Origin of the sequence: Kocuria tytonicola (assembly GCF_003687455.1) — a bacterium.
GTDB lineage: Bacteria > Actinomycetota > Actinomycetes > Actinomycetales > Micrococcaceae > Kocuria > Kocuria tytonicola.
Map to the genome: position 1 here is coordinate 1 of NZ_PHOA01000052.1, position 16,610 is coordinate 16,610.

Consider the following 16,610-nt stretch of genomic DNA (forward strand, 5'->3'; position numbering starts at 1 on the left):
CCCGGCGACCTTCGCGCAGAAGGCCACCGGGCGGCGTCGTCGCCCGGTCAGGAGCCCGGCCCGGGAAGGGCGGCAGGCTCCCGAAGGTGGGGCAGAGGGCTACGGCAGCTGCAGCATGGAGATGTCCGCCATGCGGGCCATCACGCGCACCACCTGGCACGAGTAGCCGAACTCGTTGTCGTACCAGACGTAGAGCACCAGGGACTTGTTGTTCACGATGGTCGCGAGCCCGTCCACCACGCCCGCACGGCGCGAGCCCACGAGGTCCGTGGAGACCACGTCCGGGGAGTCCACGTAGTCGATCTGCTTGCGCAGCGGCGAGTTCAGCGAGATGTCCTTCAGGAACGTGTTGACCTGGTCCTTGGACTCGGGGGCGTTCTCGAGCTGCAGGTTCAGGATGGCCATGGACACGTCCGGGGTGGGCACGCGGATGGCGTTGCCGGTGAGCTTGCCCTTCATCACGGGCAGTGCCTTGGCCACGGCCTTGGCGGCACCGGTCTCCGTGATGACCATGTTCAGCGCGGCGGAGCGGCCGCGGCGGTCGCCCTTGTGCCAGTTGTCGATCAGGTTCTGGTCGTTCGTGTAGGAGTGCACGGTCTCCACGTGGCCCTGCACGATCCCGTACTCGTCGTCCAGCACCTTGATCACCGGGGTGATGGCGTTCGTGGTGCAGGAGGCCGCGGAGATGATTGTGTCCTGCGGGCTGATGTCCTGGTCGTTCACGCCGCACACGATGTTCTTCATCTCGCCCTTGCCGGGAGCGGTGAGCAGCACCTTGCCCACACCCTTGGAGCGAAGGTGCTGGGACAGGCCCTCCTCGTCGCGCCACACGCCAGTGTTGTCCACCACCAGGGCGTCGTGGATCCCGTACTCGGTGTAGTCGATCTCCTCGGGGGAGTTCGCGTAGATGAACTGGATCGGCACGCCGTTGGCCGTGATCACGTTCTTCTCCTCGTCCACCGTGATGGTGCCGTCGAAGGAGCCGTGCACGGAGTCGCGCCGCAGCAGGGACGCGCGCTTGACGAGGTCGTTGCCGGGCTTCTTGCGCACCACCACGGCGCGCAGGTTGAGTCCGGTGCCGTCGTTGCGGTTGAGCAGGATGCGCGCGAGCAGGCGCCCGATGCGCCCGAAGCCGTAGAGCACCACGTCGCGGGACTCGGCCTCGTTGTTGCCGTGCTGGTCCACGGCCGGGGCCAGGGCCTCGCGCAGGTAGGCGTGCAGGTCCGTGCCGCCGGACCCGGTGAAGCCCTGGTAGAGCTTGGCCACGTCCACGTTGCACGCGCCCAGGTTGAGGTCCCCCAGGGCCGTGACGATCTCCACGGTCTTCTCCAGGGGCAGCTCCTCGCCCAGGATGCGGCGGGTGAAGCGGTGGACCTTGATGATGTCCGTGACGGACTTATGCACCAGGGAACGGCCGAAGGCGGTGGTGACCACCTTGTTCTCGCGGTGCAGCCGGCCCACCAGGGGGACCAGCTGCTCGGCGTAACCTTCTCGTTCTGACCAGGTGGCGCTCATGAGCATCCTTCTTCCTCGGCCCGGACGTCGTCGTGAGGGCCGTGTTGGGGTCTCGCGCGACGGTGCGCGGACTGGCGTGGTGGCGCGCCCCGCGGAGCGGCGCTGCTCGTCGAGGCAAGTTTACGGGTCCGCACGAACCGTCCCCGTCCGTGGCGGTGGATGACGACGCCGCGGCGCCCCGCCCCGTTCGTGTGGAACCCGGCCCTGTCCCGTCCGTGCGGGTCCCGGTCCGGCGGCGTCGTGCCGGGGAGCGGAACGGGCCCCTTTGCTACCGTGGAGCCATGTTGACCGTGATCGGTGAAGCCCTCGTGGACGTGGTGTCCCGCGGCGGCGAGGCACCCCGTGCGCACGTGGGCGGCAGCCCCATGAACGTGGCCGTGGGCCTGGCCCGGCTGGGCCAGGAGGTCCAGTTCATGGGCCGCTACGGGCAGGACGAGTACGGCCGCCAGGTGGTGGAGCACCTGCGGGAGAACGGCGTGCAGCTGCCCTTCGAGGCGGACGAGCGCCCCACCTCCGTGGCCCGGGCCACCCTGGACGAGCACGGCTCCGCCAGCTACGACTTCCAGCTGGACTGGTCCCTGGACGTCTCCCCGGCCCGGATCGACGAGCTGCTCGCGGACACCGAGCTGCTGCACGTGGGGTCCATCGGCGCGATGCTCGAACCCGGTGCGGGCGTGGTGCGGCAGGCGCTGGAGCGCGCCCACCGGCACGCGCTGATCTCCTACGACCCCAACTGCCGGCCCTCGATCATCCCGGACTCCTCGGAGGCCCGGGCGCGTGCCGAGCAGATCGTGGCGGTCTCCCACGTGGTCAAGGCCTCGGACGAGGACCTGCTGTGGCTCTACCCGCACCGCAGCGTCGAGGACTCCGCGCGGGCGTGGCTCGCCGCGGGTGCGCGCCTCGTGGTGGTGACCCGCGGCTCGCTGGGCCCCTGGGCGCTCAGCCGCGGCACGGGGGAGGACGGTGTGTCCGTTCCGGCGGCACAGGTGACCGTGGCGGACACCGTGGGCGCGGGGGACTCCTTCATGGCCGCGCTGCTGTCCGGACTCGCGGACCGGGAGATCCTGGGGGCGTCCGCGGCGTCGTCCCTGGAGCAGCTCTCCGCGGGGGAGGTCACGGACCTGCTGCGCTGGGCCGCCGCGGCCGCGGGAGTGACCGTGTCCCGTTCCGGTGCGCAGCTGCCCACGCGCGAGGACCTGCCGCCGGGCGGCTGAGCCCCACCGAGCCAGTACCACCGAGTGAGCCCCACCGAGCGAGACGAGAGGAACACCGTCATGTACGACCGCCATCCCTACGCAGACCTCCCCGAGCTGCCCACCTTCACCGTGACCTCCACGGACGTGGCCGAGGGCGAGACCATGAAGACCCCGCAGCTCTCCGGTGTGATGGGCGCCGGGGGAGAGGACGTCTCCCCGCAGCTGTCCTGGAGCGGCGCCCCGGAGGGCACGCAGTCCTACGTGGTGACCATGTTCGACCCGGACGCCCCCACCCCCAGTGGCTTCTGGCACTGGTGCCTGTCCAACATCCCGGGTGACGCGAGCGAACTGGCGACCGGGGCGGCGTCGAACCCGCCGCGGGGATCGGTGCGCCACCGCAACGACGGCGGCACGGACGATTACCTGGGTGCCGCCCCGCCCGAGGGCCACGGTCCGCACCGGTACATCATCTGCGTGACCGCCGTGGACGTTCCCGCGCTGGAGGTGGACGAGTCCGCGAGCCCCGCCGTGGTGAACTTCAACCTGTTCTCGCACGCCCTGGGCCGCGCGTTCCTCACGCCCGTCTACGAAGCGAAGTAGGCGGCTGTGCCCGAACACCCCGGGGCCGGGGACCTGCCGCCCGTCCGGCTGCTCGCGAGCGACCTGGACGGCACGGTCCTCGGCCACGACTTCCGGTTCCGCCCGCGCACGCTGGAGGCCCTCGCCGCAGCGCAGGACGCCGGGATCCAGGTGGTGTTCGTGACCGGGCGCCCCAAGCGCTGGCTGCACCCCCTGCACGAGCAGCTCGACGACGTGGGGGTGGTCATCTGCTCCAACGGGGCCGTGATCTGGGATCCCGGACGGCAGCGGGTGCTCGGGTCCAGCGTGTTCGGCGTGCACGAGGCGCTGCCGGTGATCGAAGACGTGCGGCGCGCGTTCCCGGACTCCCTGTTCGCCGCGGAGACCCTGGACGCCGTGCACACGGACCACGGCTGGTCCCGCACGGACCGCATGGAGGTGGCGGACGTCCGGGAGGGCCCGCTCGCGGACAGCCTCACCCCGGGCGCCGGAGTGGTCAAGCTGCTCGCCAAGCTCGACGGCGCCGAGCCGGAGCACTACGTCCGGCGCGTCCGGGAGATCGTGGCCGGGCGGCTCGCCGTGACCCACTCGGTGGCGGCCGCACCCCTGGTGGAGATGGGCCAGCGCGGACTCACCAAGGCCCGCACCCTGGAGCGCTACGCAGCGGAGCTGGGCATTGCGCGGGAGGAGGTCATGGCCTTCGGGGACATGCCCAACGACCTCGAGATGCTCGCGTGGGCCGGGCGGGGCTACGCCATGGCCGACGGCCACCCGGAGGTCGTGGCCGCCGTGGCGCGCACCGCGCCACCGTTCACGGCGGACGGGGTGGCGCAGGTGCTCGAGGAGTACCTGGCCCGGGAGCACCCCGCGGCAGCGGGAACCACAGGGAAGGACGACCATGTCTGAGAAACCGTCGGCAGCTCCCGGACGCGGTTCGGACCGTCACCCCGCGGCGCTCGCACACCGCGGCTTCTCCCCGGACGGCCACGAGAACACCATGGCCGCTTTCCGTGCCGCCGCGGACCTCGGCTTCGTGTGGCTGGAGACGGACGTGCACACCACCCGCGACGGCGTGGTGGTCGCGTTCCACGACCCCTCCCTGGAGCGCGTCACGGGCGAGAGCGGCAACGTCAACGACCTCACGTGGGTGCAGCTGCGGGCGCTGAGCATCGGCGGCGAACACGGCATCCCCACGCTCGCCGAGCTGCTGCGAGAGCTGCCGCACGCGCGTCTGAACATCGACGTCAAGGACGAAGCCTCGGTGGCGGCGCTCCCGCGCGTGGTCGCGGATGAGCACGCCGCGGACCGGGTGCGCGTGACCTCCTTCTCCGACTCCCGACGACGCCGCACGCTCGCCACGGTCTCCCGGCTCACCGGGCGGCGCGTGCGCACCTCCGCGGGGATGCTGGGAACCGTGGGCTTCCTCGCGGTGTCCGCGGTGGCGCCCCTGACGGACCGGGTGTCCCCGAGGATCGCGTCCGTGCTGTGGCACGCCCACAAGATGGCTTGGTCCCGCGTGGTGGTCCCGTTCGACACCCTCCAGCTGCCCGAGACCCACGTGCTGCGGCTGCCCCTGGGCCGCCGGGTCACCGTGCGGGTGGTGTCCCCGCGGTTCCTGGGGCTCGCCCACCGGGAGGGCCTGTCCGTGCAGGTGTGGACCGTCAACGACCCCGCGGACATGCACCGGCTCCTGGACATGGGCGTGGACGGGCTCATCACGGACCGCGCGGACCTGCTCAAGGACGTCCTGGTGGCGCGGGAGCAGTGGCCGCCGGACCGGCAGGACTGACCGCGCCGTGCCCTTCCCCCACCTGTGGCCCGGATCGGGGTACGTTGGGGGTGATCGGGGCCACGGGTGACCTCCGGCTCACCCTCCCGGTGTCCATCTCGTCGTGACGAGCCCAGGAGGTCGTGTGCACTGCATGCTCCGCACCCCTGCCCTCGCCGCCGGGGCCGCGTACTGCCGGATCCCCGCCGAACCGACGGGTCCCGGCTGGGTCCGCGCCGCGCGCAGCGGTGACCCGGTTCCGCGGTCCGCGATCTACCACCGCCGCCTCACCGCCCAGGTTCCCATGAGGGGCCACCGCGTGGTGGCCGCGCGTCTCGGCAAGATTCCGTAGCCGGGCTCACGCCGCCCCGCTGCCCGCGCCCCTGCGCCCGGTACCGGGCGTCCCATGACACCCTTCCGCCGTTCGTCATGCCCGCGACCATCCTGCCTGCGAGGAACCATGAATCCTGTGCCACCGTCCACCCGGTCACCCGAGGGGCCCAGCGCCCCACGGGCCGGCTCCGACCTCCCGCTTGCCGCGCCGAGCCGCACCCCGTTCAGCCGTCGCGGCTTCATGGGACTGGGCGCCGCGGCGGCGTCGTTGGCGCTGGCGGGCTGCGGCGGGGGAGCGCAGCCCGGGCAGGTCACCGTGGAGGCCACGGGCGAACCCCAGCAGGGCGGGATCCTGCGGATCGGCACCACGGGTGGCGGCGCCTCCGACACCATGGATGCCAACGCCCCGGTGGGCACCGCGGACGGCGGGCGCGTGATGAACCTGTACGACCGCCTCTACGAGTTCGACCCCGAGTACAAGCTGATTCCGGGGCTCGCGGAGTCGGTGAAGTCCGAGGACGGCGGCAGGGCGTGGGTCTTCCGGCTGCGCAAGGGTGTGACGTTCCACGACGGGCGTCCGCTGACCTCGCGGGAGGTCGTCCACACGTTCCGGCGCGTCACCGATCCGAAGGACCCCAAGACCGGGGCTGCCGGGCTGGCGCTGCTCAAGCGCTCCGTGGCCGTGGACGAGCACACGGTGCGCTTCGAGCTGGAGGAGCCGGACGCCATGTTCGTGGACTCCACCGCGCAGAACTCCATGGGGATCGTGCCCACGGACTACGACCCCAAGAATCCCGTGGGCACCGGCCCGTTCCGTTTCGGCTCCTTCGAGCCGGGCCAGCTCACCGTGATGAAGGCCAATCCGGACTACTGGGGCGAGAAGCCGCACCTGGACGAGGTCCACCTGCTGAACTTCAACGACCAGGACGCGCTCGTGAACGCGCTGCTCTCCACCCAGGTGGACGTCGCGGGCCAGCTGCCGCTCGCCATGATCGACGTGGTGAACACGGACCCCCGCATGCACACCGTGGTCTCCCAGACCGGCAACTGGCTGCCGTTCACCATGCGCGTGGACACCGCCCCGTTCGACGACGCCCGGGTGCGGCAGGCGTTCCGGCTCGTGGTGGACCGGGAGCGGATGGTGGAGCAGGTGTTCTCCGGCCACGGCACCGTGGGCAACGACATGTACGCGCCCTTCGACCCCGGAACGCCCCAGCTGCCCCAGCGCACCCGGGACATCGCCCGGGCCAAGAAGCTGCTGGCCGAGGCCGGGCACCCGGACGGGCTCGAGGTGGAGCTCGTGACCGCTCCCATCCAGACCGGCGCCGTGGAGGCCGCCCAGGTCTTCGCGGAGCAGGCGTCCGAGGCCGGGATCACCGTGAAGCTGCGCCGCGTGGACGCCACCACGTTCTTCGGGGACGGCTACCTCAAGTACCCCTTCGCGCAGGACTTCTGGTACACCCGCAGCTTCCTCCCGCAGAGCGCGCAGGGTTCCCTGCCGAAGGCCCCGTTCAACGAGACCCACTGGGCGGACCCGGAGTTCCTGGCGCTCTACAAGAAGGCCCGCGCCACCCTGGACCCGGGCAAACGCAACAAGGTGGTGGCCCAGGCGCAGCAGATCATGCACGAGCGCGGCGGGTACATCGCCTGGGGGTTCTTCGACCAGGCGGACGCCTACCAGAAGTACGTGGGCGGTGCGTTCAAGCACCGCTCGGGAATGCCCGTGAGCGGTTTCCAGCTGCGCTCGCTGTGGCTCGCCCAGGAAGGGAAGTGATCGCGTGACCGCCATGATCCTCAAGCGGCTGGCCGTCTCGGTCCTCGTGCTGCTGGCCGTGTCCCTGCTCGTGTTCGTCTTCACCCTCCTGCTCCCCGGGGACCCGGCCCAGGCGATCCTCGGCCAGCAGGCCACCCCGGAGCGGCTCGAGGCGCTGCGGGAGCAGCTGCAGCTCAACGATCCCTGGTACGTCCGCTACTTCTCCTGGCTCGGCGGGCTGTTCACCGGGGACCTGGGCACCTCCGCCGCCACGGGCGGTTCCGTGAACGCGCTGCTGGCCAGCAAGGTCTCCGCGTCCATGGTGCTCATGGTGATCGCGGCGGTGATCGCCATTCCCGTGGGGCTGCTGCTCGGGACCTGGTCCGCGATGCGCCGCGGCCGGGCCTCGGACCAGGTGCTCACGGGCTTCTCCCTGGTGCTCGCGGCCCTGCCCGAGTTCGTGATCGGCGTGGTGCTCACCACGCTGCTGTCCACCACGGTGTTCCAGCTGCTGCCCTCGGTGACCATGGCGGCCCCCGGCATGCAGGTGTGGGACTACCCGCTGCAGCTGATCCTGCCGTCCCTCACGCTGGTGCTCGTGGTGGTGCCCTACATGATCCGCATGACGCGGACCACCATGATCGACGTGCTGGACTCCGGATACGTGGAGATGGCCCGGCTCAAGGGGCTGCCCGAGCGTCAGGTGATCTTCAAGCACGCGCTGCCCCACGCCATCGGACCCGTGGCCCAGGTGGTGGCCATGCAGCTGGCGTGGCTCGCCGGCGGCATCGTGGTGGTGGAGTTCCTCTTCCGCTACCCCGGCCTCGGTCAGGCCATGGTGGACGCGGTGAACAACCGTGACGTCCAGGTGGTCCAGGCGCTGTCCATGATCATCGCCGCGTTCTACGTGGTCGTGAACCTGATCGCGGACGTGATCGGAATCCTTGCCAACCCCAAGCTGCGGACGGAGTCCCGCTCATGAGCGCGCAGAACCCGGCGGGACCCCCGCCCCAGGAGACCGGCGGCACCGCGGCCGCGGGCGACGTCGCCGTGGCAGCGGGTGCCGACCCCGCCTCCGAGGCGCACCGCCGCGGTGGCGCGGACGCCCCGGCACCCCAGGACTTCGGGCACTCCGAGTCCCGCGGGGACGCCCGGCCCGCGTCCTTCGCGCGGCGCGTGCTCACGCAGCCCGCCGCGAAGCTGGGTCTCGTGCTCACGGGGCTCGTGCTGCTGCTGGCCGTGCTCGGGCCGTTCGTGGTGCCCGCGTGGACCGGCCACGGGCCCAACTCGTTCGCGGGCAAGCCGTTCCAGACCGGGGTGTTCGGCACGGACAACCTGGGCCGTGACGTGCTCTCCCGCTTCCTGGAGGGCGGCTGGCGGCTGCTGCTGTACTCGGCGCTCGCCACCGTGGTGGGTGTGGGGATCGGTGCGGCCCTGGGCATGCTCGCCGCGTTCCGCAAGGGCTGGCTGGACGCCCTCATCATGCGCGGCGGTGACGTGCTGCTCGCCATCCCGCAGCTCGTGTTCGCGCTGCTGGCCGTCACGGTGCTCGGCCCTCAGGGGTGGGTGCTCGTGCTGGTCATCGGCATCACACACGCCCCGCGCGTGGCCCGCGTGATCCGCTCCGCGACCTCCGCGGTGGTCGCGGAGGACTACGTGCTGGCCTCCCAGATGTATGCCGTGCCCCCGTGGAAGATCCTGGTGCGGGACGTGGTCCCCAACGTCATGGGACCGCTCATGGTGGAGGTGGGGCTGCGCCTGACCTACTCGATCGGCGCCGTGGCGTCCCTGTCCTTCCTGGGCCTGGGCATGCAGCCCCCCACCCCGGACTGGGGCCTGATGATCAACGAGAACCGCATTGCGCTGGCCCTGCAGCCGTGGGGCGTGCTGCTGCCGGTGATCGCGATCGCCGTGCTCACCGTGGGTACCAACCTGATCGCGGACGCCGTGGCCGGTGCCTCCGCGGGCCGGGTGCAGACCGTGAAGTCCAAGAACTCCGCTGCGCCCGCAGGAACCCGGGGGGTCCGGGGGACCGGGCAGGGCAGCTCTCCGGCCGGGGCCGGGAACCCGGGCGGCCGCGGAGGTGACGCGGGTCCGCAGGGTGCTGCGGGCGTCGTCGGCCGGGCAGAGAAGAACGTGGAGGGGCAGCTGTGATGAGAAGGTCCGAGCAGAAGGCCCGGGAGAAGGCCCGCGGGACCGTGGTGCCCCGCGCCACCGTGGACACCGCCATCACGGTGTCCCACCTGGACGTGGGGGTGACGGGCGGCGGGCTCATCCTGGACGACGTGAGCTTCCGGCTGCGCCCCGGGCGCATCCTCGCGCTCGTGGGGGAGTCCGGCTCCGGCAAGACCACCGCGGCGCTCGCGTGCATGAACCATTTGCGCGCCGGGCTGGAGCTGCGCGGCGGCACCGTGGAGCTGCAGGAGGGCGCATCCCGCTTCCACCGCAACGCCGTGGACCTGCTCACCCTGTCGGAGAGGAAGATGCGCCGGCTGCGGGGCGGGACCATCGCGTACGTGCCCCAGGACCCGGCCCTCTCGCTCAACGGGTCCCTGCGCGTGGGCGAGCAGATCGCCGAGGTGCTGCGGGCCCACGAGTTCGGCCGCAACGCGCGCGAGCGGGACCTGCGCGTGGCGGAGGTGCTCTCCGAGGTGGGGCTGCCGAGCGACCGCGCGTACCAGAGGCGCTTCCCGCACCAGCTCTCGGGCGGCCAGCAGCAGCGCATCGGCATCGCCATGGCGTTCGCGTGCCGGCCCGCGGTGATCATCCTGGACGAGCCCACCACGGGCCTGGACGTGGCCACCCAGGACCTCGTGCTCAAGACCATCTACCAGCTGACCACCAAGCACGACGTCGCGGGGCTCTACATCACCCACGACCTCGCCGTGGTCGCGCGCATCGCGGACGACGTGGCGGTCATGCTCCACGGCGCCATCGTGGAGGACGGCCCGGCCGAGGAGGTGCTCCGGAACCCCGAGCACCCCTACACGCGCGCCCTGCTGGACGCCGTCCCGGACATGCGCGGCGCGCGGGACATGGGCGGCGGTCCCGCGGTCAGCCCCGAGCCGGGGATCCGCGCCCCGTGGGACGACGGCCGCTCCACCGCCTCCTTCGCGTCGCAGGAGCACACCGCCCCGGTCGCCCCGTCCGTCGTGGCCGACGACGCCGCACCGCACGTCGATGGTGCGGGCGCGGCCCGGTCTTGGGGCACGTCGGCCGAGCCGGGAACCCCGGAGCCGGGGACAGGCGGGGATCAGCCGCCGAGCACCGGTGCGCAGGGCTCCACCGCGGCGGCTGCCGGTACGGACGCCGGAGGGCACGGCGTCGAGGAACGTCCGGCGCCGGCTGTCGACGGCAGAGCGGGGACCACCGCCGGTGACGGCCCCGCCACGGGTGCTGCGACGCCCGGTGGGAACGCGGACGGCGTCGTCGGGTCCCGGGGTGGGAACCATCCCGTGGTGAGCGTGCGGGGACTGCGGATGGCGTACGGGCCGGCGGTGATCCTGGACGGGATCGACCTGGACCTCGCGGCCGGGCAGACCACCATGCTGCTGGGGGAGTCCGGGTCCGGGAAGACCACCCTCTCCCGCATCGTGGCCGGGCTCAACGCGGGCTACACCGGCGAGGTGCTGCTGGACGGACAGGTGCTCGCGCCCAGCACGCGGCGGCGGACCACCGAGCAGCGGCGGCGGATCCAGTACGTGTTCCAGTCCCCGTTCTCCTCCCTGAACCCGCGCCGCACTATCGGCGACTCCCTGCAGGTGCCGCTGCAGATGACCGGCGGCATGAACCGGGAGCAGCGGCGGGCGGCCGTGGCGGACGCGTTGGACGCGGTGCGGCTCGGGCGCAGCTACATCGACCGGCGGCCCGGCGAGCTCTCCGGTGGCGAGCGCCAGCGTGCCGCGGTGGCGCGCGCCCTCGTGAACGCGCCGTCCGTGCTGGTGTGCGACGAGATCACTTCGGCGCTGGACGTGTCCGTGCAGGCCTCCGTGATCGAGCTGCTGCGGGAGCTGCAGCACGAGCGCGGGCTGGCCATGCTGTTCGTGACCCACAACATCGCGCTCGCCCGGCACATCTCGCACAAGCTGGCCGTGCTGGAGAAGGGCAAGCTCGTGGAGTACGGCCCCACGGACGCCGTGCTGCGCAACCCCCGGCACGGCTACACGCGGTCCCTGCTGCGCCACGTGCCCACGCTGGAGGAGGCGGGCTGAGCCGGTTCGCGGACCGTGTGTGAGGAGAGGTTCTGACGGTCCGTGGGGCCCGGGCGTGGGCAGTTCTGCACCTCAGGGGTCAGGGCGCCACTGGCCGACCCCGTGCGGACCCGCAGCCCGTCCGCTGCGCCTCCGCGATCAGTTCCGCCGCGAGGCCCTGCGTCCGGCGGGGGCCGATCCACACGGCACGCAGCTTCCGGTGCAGGTCCAGCACGGCCGGGACCTGGACGAGGGTTCCGGCGGCCAGGGCGTCCTCCACCGCGAGCCGGCTGAGCACCGCCGGTGCGGAACCGGCCTGCACACTGACCCTCACTGCGGCGTTGCTGGGCATCTCGAGCAGAGCCTCCACGGGCCGGCCCAGGGCCTCGTCCAGTGCCATGCGGGTGCCGGACCCGGCCTCACGGGTGATGAGTGGGGTGGCGGCGAGCTCGGCGGTGCTCACCGGATCGTGACGGGCGGCCCACGGGTGCTGCGGGTGCACCACGAGCACCAGCTCGTCCCGGGCCACGACCGCGCGGTGCACCCCGGAGGGCGGCTTGGGGCTCTCGATGAACCCCACGTCGGCGGTGCCGTGCAAGACGTCCTGCACCACGTCGTGGGAGTTGTGCACGGTCACCTGCACCCGGGAGTCGGGGAAGGCGGAACGCACACCGGCGAGCCAGCGCGGGAGCAGGTGCTCCGCCACGGTCTGACTCGCGGAGACCCTCAGGGACAGTGTCCCGGACGCGTCCTGACCGAGGAGGGCGGCGCCGTCGACGAGCCGGCGTGCCGCCGTGACCACCGACCGCGCCCAGTCCGTGACGAGCAGCCCGGCCGGGGTGAGGGTGGACCCGCGGGTGGAGCGCTGCAGCAGAGGTACGCCCACGGAACGCTCCAGCCGGGCCATGGAGCGGCTCGCATTGGGCTGCGCCATCTCCACGGCACGGGCGCCGGCGGCCAGGCTGCCGTGGTCCGCGACGGCCACAAGGAGTTCCAGAGCAGCGAGGTCCGGCCAGTGAGACATATCCGCAAGATATACCCAGCATGTGGAACCGGGGGCTACCGGCGGGCGGATGACGCGCGGGATCCTGGGACCATGAGCCGCCCCGCAGCATCGATCTCCGCGTCCGTCGGGTCCGCCAGGGCCTCCGACACTCCCACGTCTTCCGGCGCCCGCGAGCCCGCCAAGCCCGCCCTGCGCACCGCTCCCGCCACGCCAGTCATGGTCTCTGCCATCGCCGAGCCCACCACGTCCGTCACGGGCTCCGGAATCTCCGAACCAGCCGGGACCACCGGGCCCACCGAGGCCGCCGTGGCCCCTGGGGGCGCGGAACCCACCGTGGGCGCCGAGGTCCCCCGTGACCCCGGGTCCGCCGGGTGTGCCGAGCCTTCCGGAACTCCGGGACCCCGTTCCCTGCCGCTGCCCCCGCCGGGTCCGCAGTGGTACGGCTCCCTCATGGGCACGGGCATCCTGGCGACCCTGATGCAGACGCTCGCCGGGGACCTCCCCGGCGGGCGGTGGCTCGCCGTCGGGCTGCTGGTCGTCGGGTGGTGCGTGTTCGTGGGGCTGACGGCGGCGTTCGGCCTGCGGATCGTGCGCCGCCCGGGCGTGCTCGCGGACACCATCCGCGATCTTCCCGTGCTGGCCACGTGGGGCATGGTGTCCATGGGCGTCCTCTCCCTGGGCTCGGCGACCGCCACCGTGGTCCCCGCGCACTGGCCCGCGCTGGCGTCTACGGCGTGGGCCGTGGACGGGGTGCTGTGGAGCGCGGGCACCGTGCTGGGCGTCCTCACGGCCCTCGGTTTCGCCACGCGGCTGATCGGCCGGGAGGTGGGCTCGCCCTCCACCACGTGGGGACTGCCCATCGTGCCGCCCATGGTCTCCGCGACCACCGGCGCCGCCCTGGTCCCGCACCTGGCCACCCGGCAGCCCCAGCTGCTGCTGGTGATCGTGGCCGTGGCGTGCTTCTTCCTGGCGCTCGTGCTGGGGTTCGTGGTCTTCGCGGTGGCCTACCACCACCACTGGCGCGTGGCCCCGCTGCCGCTGGCGGCCTCCACCAGCGCGTGGATCCCGCTCGGTGTGGTGGGCCAGTCCACCGCCGCGGCCCAGGCGCTCGCGGTGCAGGCGCAACGCTTCGTGCTCCCCGAGGACACGGGCACGCTCGTGCAGCTCGCGAACGGCTACGGCATGGCCATGCTCACGTGCGGCATCCCCCTGATCGTGTGGGCCACGGCCATGACGGTGCGTGGCTTCCGTGGCGGCATGCCCTACTCGCCGGGCTGGTGGGCACTCACGTTCCCCATCGGCACGGTGTGCCTGGGGCTGCGCGGGCTGGAGGGCGGCACGCGGGTGCGCGCGTTCGGCCTCGCGTCCGACGCCGTGTGCCTGGTCCTGCTCTGCACCTGGACCCTCTGCGCCGTCGCCACGGTCCGCGCCGTGCGGGCCCAGGCCTTCACCACGCGGGAGGCCACGATCCCCGGGGAAGCGTGCGCCGCGTCCTGACGGCGCGGCACACCGCTGCGTGCGTGGTGCGGGGGCGCGCCCGCCTGTGACGCCCGCGACATCCCCCGCGCCCGCTGACTAGCATGGGCCCCATGAAGGCAACCGAAGAATCGTTCGTCCGTGCGGAGATCCAGGGCCACACCGGGCTGCTGACCCTCACCCGTGACAAGGCGCTCAACGCCCTGAACCGCAGCATGTACCACCAGCTGGTGGACGCCCTGCAGATGTGGCGTGACGATCCCGCCATCACGGAGGTGGTCGTGCGCTCCGAGCTGCCCAAGGCGTTCTGTGCGGGCGGTGACATCAAGGAGGTGCGCACCGCCGCGCTGGAGGGTCACGAGGACGAAATCCGGGACGCGTTCGGCACCGAGTACGCCATGAACGCGGTGATCGCCCGCTACCCCAAGCCGTACGTGGCCATCATGAACGGGATCGTGATGGGCGGCGGCATGGGGCTCTCGGTCCACGGCTCGCACCGGATCGTCACGGAGACCACGGTCATGGCCATGCCGGAGACCGCGATCGGGTTCTTCACGGACGTGGGGGCCAGCTTCTTCCTGCCGCGCGTCACTCGCGGCGCCGGGGCAAGCATCGACGACGACGCCGCCCGCCGCGAGTCCCTCGCCGTGGCCCGGTACCTCGGGCTGGGCGGTGTGCGGATCACCGGGGCGGACGCCATGGCCCTGGGCCTGGCGGACGTGTTCATCGACTCCTCGGACGTGGACGCCTTCGTGCAGACCGTGCAGACCGATGGTGTGGACGTCGCCGTGGAGCGCTTCGGGAAGGACGCTCCCGAGTCCGAGCTGCTGGGCCGCTGGGACGAGATGGTGCAGACGTACTCCGGGGACACCTTCGAGGAGGTCGTGGCCCGGGCCGGTTCCGCCCTGGACGGCATGAGCCCCACGTCCCTGTCCCGCGTGTTCGAGCTGCTCAACAAGGGTTCCGAGGACGACGACGTGGTGTCCTGCCTTCAGCGCGAGCTGCGCATGGCGGAGGACACTGCCGTGGGCCACGACTTCATCGAGGGCGTGCGCGCCATGGTGGTGGACAAGGACAAGACCCCGCAGTGGGAACCGGCCACTGTGGCGGAGGTGGACCAGGACCGCATCCGGGCGCTCGTGTCCGAGAAGTCGGAGCTGCCCCTCCGGGTCTGATCCGACAGGCCCCCACTCCCACAGATCCCCACAGACGCCGTCGCCCCGCACACGAGAACGTGTGCGGGGCGCCGTGCCGTGCGGGGGGCGAGACTGTGGCGGGGCGCTGGGAGGTGACCGCGCGGCGTCGTCGTCCGCCGGGGCGGGCTCAGCCCAGCGGCGAGGGGCCCTGCGAGGTGTCCGGGGTGAGCGGGTCCGAGCCCACCGAACCGCGGGCGCGGGCAATGGTGGCCATGAGGTGGTAGACCACCAGGGCCGCGGCGGTGCCCAGCGCGATGCCCGCGAAGTCCAGACCGGCCACGGACCACGTGTAGTTGCCGATGCCCACGATCATGGCGACCGCTGCGGTGGTGAGGTTCACGGGGTTGGAGAAGTCCACGCGGTTCTGCACCCAGATGCGCACGCCCAGCATGCCGATCATGCCGTAGAGCACGGTGGCGGCCCCGCCCAGGACCCCCTGGGGCACGGTGGCGACCGCCGCGCCGAACACGGGGGTGACGCTCAGCAGCAGGGCCACGAGGGCGGCCACCCAGTACGCGGCGGTGGAGTAGACCCGGGTGGCGGCCATGACGCCGATGTTCTCCGCGTACGTGGTGGTGCCGGAGCCGCCCCCGGCGCCGGCGATCATGGTGGCCAGGCCGTCGGACATGATGGCGCGGCCGGTGTACGGGTCCAGGTTGTCGCCGGTCATCAGGGCCACGGACTTCACGTGGCCGATGTTCTCCGCCACGAGCACCAGGATCACGGGGACGAACAGCCCGGCGAGGCTCAGGTGGAACTCGGGGGTCTGGAACTGTGGGAGCCCGAAGAGCCCCTGCTGCTCCCACGCGGTCCGGATGGCGTCGAACTGCACCTCGCCGCGCAGCACGGCGGCAAGGTAGCCAATGGTCACACCCAGCAGGATGGACAGACGCCCCAGCAGACCGCGGAACAGCACGGAGATCAGGATGATCGAGCCCAGGGTGACCAGCGCGGTCACGGGCGCGGCGGTGAAGTTCTCCTTGGCGGACGGCGCCAGGTTGAAGCCGATGAGTGCCACGATGGTGCCGGTCACCGCGGGCGGCATGAGCTTCTGCAGCCACCCGGTGCCCGCGACTTGCACGAGCAGACCGATCAGGAACAGCGCGGCCCCGGCCATGATCACCCCGCCCAGCGCGCCGCCCGGGCCGTACTGATTCACGGACGCGGTGATCGGGGCGATGAACGCGAACGAGGACCCCAGGTAGCTGGGCACCCTCCCGGCCGTGACCACCAGGAACAGCACGGTGCCGATCCCGGAGAAGAACAGCGTGGTGGCCGGCGGGAAGCCGGTGAGCAGCGGCACCAGGAACGTGGCGCCGAACATGGCCACCACGTGCTGCGCGCCGATCGAGATGGTCCGCGGCCACGCCAGCCGCTCGCGCGGGGTCACCACGTCCCCGGGCGCCACGTGCTTGCCGTCCCCGTGCAGCGTCCAGGACAGCCCCAGGCGTTCGACGACGCCGCCGCGCCGGTTCTGCGCGCCCGGCCCGTGCTGCTCGTCCTGCGTGGGCGGGGTGTGGTCGGGGGAAACCGGCGAACTCATGTGTGCTCCTCATCCTGGGCGGGCCGTGGGTGCCGCTCCGAGGATTCTAGTGCGC

Annotated in this window: 14 protein-coding genes; 11 read left to right on the plus strand and 3 right to left on the minus strand. The window is 72.1% G+C overall.

Annotation, left to right across the window (positions count from 1 at the left end; all coding sequences use genetic code 11):
• Positions 1-99 precede the first annotated feature (99 nt).
• Positions 100-1,521 carry a glyceraldehyde-3-phosphate dehydrogenase gene (locus tag CWC38_RS07115; protein ID WP_121846103.1) on the minus strand — a complete coding sequence of 474 codons (1,422 nt, stop codon included), beginning with the start codon at positions 1,519-1,521 and terminating at the stop codon, positions 100-102.
• Between the two features lie 275 nt (positions 1,522-1,796).
• Between CWC38_RS07115 and CWC38_RS07120 the strand changes: the two genes are divergently transcribed.
• The 9 genes from CWC38_RS07120 (at position 1,797) to CWC38_RS07160 (ending at position 11,355) form a co-directional block, all read left to right on the plus strand.
• Positions 1,797-2,729: a carbohydrate kinase family protein gene (locus CWC38_RS07120; RefSeq protein WP_121846104.1), complete on the plus strand. Its 933-nt coding sequence runs from the start codon at positions 1,797-1,799 to the stop codon at positions 2,727-2,729.
• Positions 2,730-2,789: 60 nt separating this feature from the next.
• Positions 2,790-3,311 carry a YbhB/YbcL family Raf kinase inhibitor-like protein gene (locus CWC38_RS07125; RefSeq protein WP_121846105.1) on the plus strand — a complete coding sequence of 174 codons (522 nt, stop codon included), beginning with the start codon at positions 2,790-2,792 and terminating at the stop codon, positions 3,309-3,311.
• 6 nt (positions 3,312-3,317) lie between these two features.
• Entirely contained in the window at positions 3,318-4,196 is an 879-nt protein-coding gene (locus tag CWC38_RS07130) for an HAD family hydrolase (RefSeq protein ID WP_240625117.1), read from the plus strand.
• A complete protein-coding gene (locus CWC38_RS07135) occupies positions 4,189-5,079 on the plus strand; it encodes a glycerophosphodiester phosphodiesterase family protein (protein WP_121846106.1) in 891 nt (296 codons plus the stop codon). Before CWC38_RS07130 ends, CWC38_RS07135 begins: the two co-directional genes overlap by 8 nt.
• A gap of 133 nt (positions 5,080-5,212) precedes the next feature.
• Positions 5,213-5,410 (plus strand): hypothetical protein, encoded by a 198-nt coding sequence (locus tag CWC38_RS07140; protein WP_124106149.1) that lies wholly within the window; start codon positions 5,213-5,215, stop codon positions 5,408-5,410.
• A 108-nt stretch (positions 5,411-5,518) separates the two neighbouring features.
• A complete protein-coding gene (locus tag CWC38_RS07145; protein WP_240625119.1) occupies positions 5,519-7,165 on the plus strand; it encodes an ABC transporter substrate-binding protein in 1,647 nt (548 codons plus the stop codon).
• Between the two features lie 4 nt (positions 7,166-7,169).
• On the plus strand, positions 7,170-8,126 hold the full coding sequence (locus tag CWC38_RS07150) for an ABC transporter permease (protein WP_121846109.1): 957 nt from the start codon (positions 7,170-7,172) through the stop codon (positions 8,124-8,126).
• Positions 8,123-9,298 carry an ABC transporter permease gene (locus CWC38_RS07155; protein ID WP_424321744.1) on the plus strand — a complete coding sequence of 392 codons (1,176 nt, stop codon included), beginning with the start codon at positions 8,123-8,125 and terminating at the stop codon, positions 9,296-9,298. The genes CWC38_RS07150 and CWC38_RS07155 overlap by 4 nt, the downstream gene beginning before the upstream one ends.
• Positions 9,298-11,355 carry an ABC transporter ATP-binding protein gene (locus CWC38_RS07160; RefSeq protein WP_121846114.1) on the plus strand — a complete coding sequence of 686 codons (2,058 nt, stop codon included), beginning with the start codon at positions 9,298-9,300 and terminating at the stop codon, positions 11,353-11,355. The genes CWC38_RS07155 and CWC38_RS07160 overlap by 1 nt, the downstream gene beginning before the upstream one ends.
• A 79-nt stretch (positions 11,356-11,434) precedes the next feature.
• Here CWC38_RS07160 and CWC38_RS07165 read toward each other — a convergent pair whose 3' ends face one another.
• Entirely contained in the window at positions 11,435-12,358 is a 924-nt protein-coding gene (locus CWC38_RS07165) for a LysR family transcriptional regulator (protein WP_121846110.1), read from the minus strand.
• Between the two features lie 72 nt (positions 12,359-12,430).
• Here CWC38_RS07165 and CWC38_RS07170 point away from each other — a divergent pair, with 72 nt between their 5' ends.
• Together CWC38_RS07170 and CWC38_RS07175 are read left to right on the plus strand one after the other, a co-directional pair.
• Positions 12,431-13,837, plus strand: coding sequence for a TDT family transporter (locus CWC38_RS07170; protein ID WP_240625120.1), 1,407 nt, complete (start codon positions 12,431-12,433; stop codon positions 13,835-13,837).
• A gap of 92 nt (positions 13,838-13,929) precedes the next feature.
• On the plus strand, positions 13,930-14,991 hold the full coding sequence (locus CWC38_RS07175) for an enoyl-CoA hydratase/isomerase family protein (RefSeq protein ID WP_240625122.1): 1,062 nt from the start codon (positions 13,930-13,932) through the stop codon (positions 14,989-14,991).
• 148 nt (positions 14,992-15,139) lie between these two features.
• Here CWC38_RS07175 and CWC38_RS07180 read toward each other — a convergent pair whose 3' ends face one another.
• A complete protein-coding gene (locus tag CWC38_RS07180) occupies positions 15,140-16,555 on the minus strand; it encodes a uracil-xanthine permease family protein (protein WP_121846112.1) in 1,416 nt (471 codons plus the stop codon).
• Positions 16,556-16,610 lie beyond the last annotated feature (55 nt).